This window comes from Pseudoalteromonas sp. S2893 (assembly GCF_005887105.1).
Classification (GTDB): domain Bacteria; phylum Pseudomonadota; class Gammaproteobacteria; order Enterobacterales; family Alteromonadaceae; genus Pseudoalteromonas; species Pseudoalteromonas atlantica.
The window spans coordinates 1-5,642 of sequence record NZ_PNCY01000070.1 but is presented as its reverse complement, the minus strand read 5'-3'; the positions used below and the strand labels follow the sequence as shown (position 1 = coordinate 5,642).

Annotated in this window: 4 protein-coding genes; 3 read left to right on the top strand and 1 reads right to left on the bottom strand. The window is 44.3% G+C overall.

The annotated features are described in order from the left end of the window. Positions 1 to 550 precede the first annotated feature (550 nt). Positions 551 to 1,519 carry a helix-turn-helix domain-containing protein gene (locus CWC04_RS19080; RefSeq protein ID WP_138686178.1) on the bottom strand — a complete coding sequence of 323 codons (969 nt, stop codon included), beginning with the start codon at positions 1,517 to 1,519 and terminating at the stop codon, positions 551 to 553. Positions 1,520 to 1,738: 219 nt separating this feature from the next. On the opposite strand from CWC04_RS19080, the gene CWC04_RS19075 reads away from it, so the two are divergent. From CWC04_RS19075 to eat, 3 genes are read left to right on the top strand one after another with little or no spacing between them, the layout of a single operon-like run. Further along, positions 1,739 to 3,142, top strand: coding sequence for an ethanolamine ammonia-lyase subunit EutB (locus CWC04_RS19075; RefSeq protein ID WP_138686177.1), 1,404 nt, complete (start codon positions 1,739 to 1,741; stop codon positions 3,140 to 3,142). Further along, a complete protein-coding gene (eutC, locus tag CWC04_RS19070; RefSeq protein WP_138686176.1) occupies positions 3,142 to 4,020 on the top strand; it encodes an ethanolamine ammonia-lyase subunit EutC in 879 nt (292 codons plus the stop codon). The genes CWC04_RS19075 and eutC overlap by 1 nt, the downstream gene beginning before the upstream one ends. A 20-nt stretch (positions 4,021 to 4,040) precedes the next feature. Continuing rightward, complete coding sequence (eat, locus tag CWC04_RS19065) at positions 4,041 to 5,444, top strand: ethanolamine permease (RefSeq protein ID WP_138686175.1); 1,404 nt, start codon at positions 4,041 to 4,043, stop codon at positions 5,442 to 5,444. Positions 5,445 to 5,642 lie beyond the last annotated feature (198 nt).

Sequence of the window (5,642 nt, the reverse complement as noted above, 5' to 3'; positions counted from 1 at the left end):
CGGTGTTAATTGTGTCTGTTTGCGCGAATCTTGCTCGCGCAAGATGCTAGTTACTTCTCTAAAAGCGACGCGCCTCTGAGCCTCTTTGTGATTAATTGAGCTTTAATACAAAAATGCACAAAGAGAAGGGATAGAGAAGTAAATGAGTAGCCAAAGTAACTTGGTATAAGTTATCTGTATATCACCACCGAGTACACCGAGGCGCTTCGCGCTACACAGAGAAAACACCCGTAACGCTTAGTCACTTCTCTTGGTATTCTCCTTCGCTTCTCGGTGGTGAAACAATCACTTTATATCTCGGTTAAGGCGTTGCTTTTAAACGCCAGCAAGGTGCGCCTCTACAAGGTAATTTACCTCGGAGTTAATTTTGTCGGTAGGCGCGAAACTTGCTCTCGCAGATGTTAGTTACTTCTCTAAAAGCGACGCGCCTCTGAACCTCTTTGTGATTTATTGATCTTTAATACAAAAATGCACAAAGAGAAGGGAAATAGGAGAAAATGAGAAGTGAAAGTTGTAGGCGCGAAGCTTGCTCGCGCGCAATGCGCAGCATTTAATACTCAAAGGCGCCTTCTTTTATATTATTGGCGATAGTTTGAGAGGGGTTTTCACCAAATAACTGCGTGTAATCTTTAGTAAATTGCCCTGCGTGCCAAAACCCCCAATTGGCCGCTATGATTGATATAGGCTTAGTTTGACCAACCACTTTAAGCTCGCGCCTTACGTTATTTAAACGGGTTAAACGTAAAAACCTAAGCGGGTTAATACCTAAAATGCTTTCGAAACTGTACTGCAATGTGCGCCTACTAACAAAAGTAAGCTCGCAAAGTTCGGTTATGGTTATTGTTTTTTGTGGGTTGGCTGCCACGTACTCTTTAACTTTATCGACCACCGCTTTACGGTGTTTGTAGCTTGGGGCTATGTTTTGCTGCGGGTTATCGGCTTGCAGTAAATGCAGTGCTAGCATACTAAGCATATCTTGCTGTGACTCTGGTTTAAGCCCAAAGCCTTTATTTATAACCATACTGTTAATAATTTGCCTTGCTGTTTGCAGCGATGAGTCACTAACCGTTAAACGAGCAGATTGTGCAGATGATAGGTTTTTAATTGTTACGCCTTGTAACTGCGCCATGTACTCAATGGAATGCCAATCAATAACCAAGCCGTAAATATCAAATTGCTCAGGGGTAATTAGCTCAAAGTCACTGCTGCTGGTACGGCACATAAATTGATTGCTCGCTACATCAAGGCCATTAATTTTACTTTGCTGCGACTGACTCGGTATGCCAAGCCAAATAGAGTTAGGCGCTATGTTGCATTGCTGGCGCAGTGCACGCTCGGTGTATTCTTTAAAAGCATGAATATCGTTGTAATTTACGCCTTCTATACAGCCATAAAAGCGGCCATCGCTTACTTGGTCGTACTTTTGCTGCCATTGAGTGAGGTTGTGGGCTTGCTCGTCAATATCGTGCGTGTATACCTTGCTCTTTTGTGGTGCGTTGTTGCTGCCTTGCTGCGCCATATAGGTGATGCTCTTTTAAAGTAAACATATTTTTAGTTTAAGTGAATGCCAAATAAAGGCATTAACTTACTGAAATAAAATAATAAAACGTGATTTGCCAAAATTCGATAGCCACTTGGTACAAATTAAGCCTTCTTGTGACTATTCAAAATTGATTTATAGCTTATATGAGGCAAGACCTATACCAAGGTTTGTAATATTAGTTATGCGGAGTAAATCATGGGGCATATGTACAGTTATACTTTAGGAACACATACTTATCAATTCAAGAGCTTAGCGCAGTTAATGGCTAAAGCTACGCCGCAGCGCTCGGGTGATAGGTTAGCGGGAGTTATTGCACAATCGGCACAAGAGCGCGCTGTAGCGCAGATGACATTGGCCGAAGTACCGCTAAAAACATTTTTAAACGATGTACTTATTCCCTACGAGCAAGACGAAATTACACGCCTTATTATTGATGAGCACGATGCAAACGCTTTTAAGCTTATATCGCACTTAACCGTGGGAGATTTTAGAAACTGGTTATTAAGTGATTTTGCAACGCCTGCGGTACTTGCAAGTGTTAGGCAAGCCATTACCCCTGAAATGGCCGCTGCGGTAAGTAAAATAATGCGTAATCAAGACCTCATACTTGTTGCTAAAAAGTGCCACGTAAAAAGCGCGTTTAGAAACACCATAGGTTTGCCTGGGCATTTATCAACCCGCTTGCAACCTAACCACCCAACCGATGACATAAATGGTATAGCTGCCTGTATGCTCGATGGCCTTTTATACGGCAATGGCGATGCGGTAATTGGTATTAATCCCGCCACCGACAACGTAGCGCAAGCCATTAAGCTAATGACGCTGATGGATGATGTCATTCAAAAATACGAAATTCCGACACAAAGCTGCGTGCTTACCCATGTGACCAACACCATAGAATGCATAGAAGCAGGCGCTCCGGTTGATTTGGTGTTTCAGTCAATAGGCGGTACAGAAGCTACTAACTCAAGCTTTGGTTTTAATTTAAATACACTAGCTGAGGCGCAAGATGCTGCGCTGAGCTTAAAGCGTGGCACGGTTGGCAATAATGTAATGTATTTTGAAACCGGACAAGGCAGCTCGCTTTCGGCTAATGCACATCATGGGCTTGACCAACAAACCTGTGAGGCGCGTGCCTATGCTGTAGCACGCAAGTTTAACCCTTTATTAGTTAATACCGTTGTAGGCTTTATTGGCCCCGAGTATTTATTTGATGGTAAAGAAATTACCCGCGCAGGGCTTGAAGATCACTTTTGTGCCAAGCTTTTAGGCATACCTATGGGGTGCGATGTGTGTTACACCAACCACGCCGAGGCCGACCAAAACGATATGGATAACTTACTCACCTTATTAGGTGTGGCGGGATGCTCGTTTGTAATGGGGATTCCTGGTTCGGACGATATTATGCTTAATTACCAAACTACCTCATTTCATGATGCCTTATATGTGCGCCGAGTTTTAGGCTCGCGCCCAGCGCCAGAATTTGAAGCGTGGCTTAGCAAAATGAATATTATGGAAAATACCGCCGAGACTATTTTATCGAACACCTTACCAACTGCCTTTGCTAAGCCATTAAAAGCAATACATGGAGGGATGTAATGAAAGCGGTTAAAAGCATAAACACGCAAAGCAGCAACGATCACAATAATGGCAAAGTGGTTGAAAACCCATGGAGCGATTTACGCCGTTTTACCGATGCCCGTATAGGTCTTGGCCGCGCAGGCATTAGTTTACCTACATCTGAAATGTTAGCGTTTCAGCTATCGCATGCTCAGGCGCGCGATGCGGTTAACTTTCCGTTAGATATTAGAGAAATGACAAAAACTCTTAGTGCTATTGATGCGCTTAGTGAGGTTGAAAAACCGCTAAGTGTACAAAGTGAGGCTGTTGATCGTGTTACTTATTTACAGCGCCCCGATTTAGGCCGAAAGTTAAACCAAGCAGGGCGTACAACGCTTTTAAACACTATGCAAAATAGGCAAAGCAGTACTCAGGCACAATACGATTTAGCCATTGTGGTAGTTGATGGGCTTTCGTCGTTGGCGGTACAAAAAAACGCAGCGCCATTTATAAGCGAGCTTTTAAAGCAACTTCCTACTGAGCCCTCACCTTACAAAATTGCGCCAATTACCCTAGTAGAGCAAGGTCGCGTAGCGATTGGTGATGACATTGGCGAGCTGTTAAACGCACAAGTGGTAATGGTATTAATTGGTGAGCGCCCAGGACTTAGCTCCCCCGACAGCCTTGGCCTTTACTTAACGTGGGAGCCAAAAACGGGGCTTAACGATGCGTGCCGTAATTGTATTTCTAACATTCGCCCTGCAGGGCTTAGCTACTTTGAGGCTGCCCGAAGAGCCGTGTATTTACTGCAAGAGGCCAAAAAGTGCGGGCTTACTGGGGTTAACTTAAAAGACAGAACACAAGACGATGTAATAGAGCATCAGGTTCAAACCACAAATTTTTTAATCGCGGAATAAAACTATAAAAAGAGGTCAATATGTCTAATAACAATAAAGAGTATCTTGCACAAAGGCAGTTAAAAAGTGGCACTGCGGGCTGGTTATTGCTTGCAGGGCTAGGGGTGTCGTATGTAATTTCGGGCGACTTTGCAGGCTGGAACTTTGGCATAGCCGAAGCCGGCTGGGGCGGATTTGCCATTGCTGCGGTGTTAATGGCAATAATGTATTTAACGCTGGTGTTATCGCTTGCTGAAATGTCGGCAGCAATTCCTGCGGCAGGTGGCGGTTACAGTTTTGCACGCCAAGCTATGGGCCCTGCCGGGGGTTATTTAACTGGCCTTGCGGTATTAATTGAATATGCATTAGCCCCCGCGGCCATTGTTATATTTATTGGCTCGGCGGTTGAGGCGTTAACGGATTTTAATGGCCCGTGGGTGTATGCACTGTTTTACTTAACGTTTGTAGGTATTCACTTAGCGGGTGTGGGTGAAGCGCTAAAAGTAATGATGGTGATAAGTGGCTTAGCTGTATTGGCTATTATTGCCACCGCCGTGGCGTTAATTGCTAATTTTGACGCGGCTAATTTATTTGATGTTGCGGTAACTAATGCTGCAGGTGCAAATGAATTTTTACCACTTGGTTGGTATGGTGTGTGGGCTGCATTGCCTTTTGCTATGTGGTTATTTTTAGCAGTAGAAGGCGTGCCGCTTGCTGCCGAAGAAGCTAAAAACCCAGCTAAAGATGTACCTAAAGGCATTATTGGCGCTATGTTATTTTTACTGTTTACCGCTTTACTTGTTGTGGTATTAGTTCCCGCTGCCGGTGGCGCAAACGCAATGGGCGCCAGTGCAGTTCCTTTAGTTGATGCGCTTAACGCCACGGGCAATACAAGCTTAGCCACTGTGGTAAATATTTTAGGCTTAGCGGGGCTGGTCGCGTCGTTCTTTTCGATTATTTATGGTTATAGCCGTTTAGTGTTTGCGCTTTCGCGTGCGGGCTATTTACCGCGTTCGTTATCAATTACTACTGAGCGCAAAGTACCCGCGCGTGCGTTAATTGTACCGGCTATTTTTGGTTTTATTGCCTCACTGAGTGGTGAGGGCGATTTAATGCTAGCCATGGCGGTGGTAGGTGCAACGGTATCGTATGCGTTAATGGCGCTGAGCCATATTATGTTACGTATTAAGCAACCTAATTTAGCGCGTCCTTATAAAACGCCAGGTGGCGTGGTTACATCGGGTATTGCGTTAGTGTTATCGCTTATTGCATTAACGGGTGTGTATGCGTTTGACCCTCGTGCATTTTTATACACCGTAGTGTTATTTGTGATAGGTGCAGCTTATTACTTTGGCTATAGCGCTAAGCATTTAGTTGCTAAAAGTGCAGATGAAGAGTTTGCCATGCTTGCCGATGCTGAAGCGGACTTAGCCGCCTCAAATTAAGGGGTTAACACTAGGGTAAAAGCGATGCTTTTAAAACGCCAGCAAGCTGCGCTTCTACAAGGTAATTTACCTCTGTGTTAACTTTGTCGGTAGGCACGAAGCTTGCTCGCGCAAATGCTCTTCTCTAAAAGCGAAGCGCCTCTAAACCTCTTTGTAGTTTATTGATCTTTAATACAATAATGCACAAAGAGAAGGGAA

What these genes read in the sequence shown, in the direction of transcription:
- CWC04_RS19080 (WP_138686178.1), bottom strand. Translation starts at nt 1,519, where the DNA reads ATGGCGCAGCAAGGCAGCAACAACGCACCACAAAAGAGCAAGGTATAC.
- CWC04_RS19075 (WP_138686177.1), top strand. Translation starts at nt 1,739, where the DNA reads ATGGGGCATATGTACAGTTATACTTTAGGAACACATACTTATCAATTC.
- eutC (WP_138686176.1), top strand. Translation starts at nt 3,142, where the DNA reads ATGAAAGCGGTTAAAAGCATAAACACGCAAAGCAGCAACGATCACAAT.
- eat (WP_138686175.1), top strand. Translation starts at nt 4,041, where the DNA reads ATGTCTAATAACAATAAAGAGTATCTTGCACAAAGGCAGTTAAAAAGT.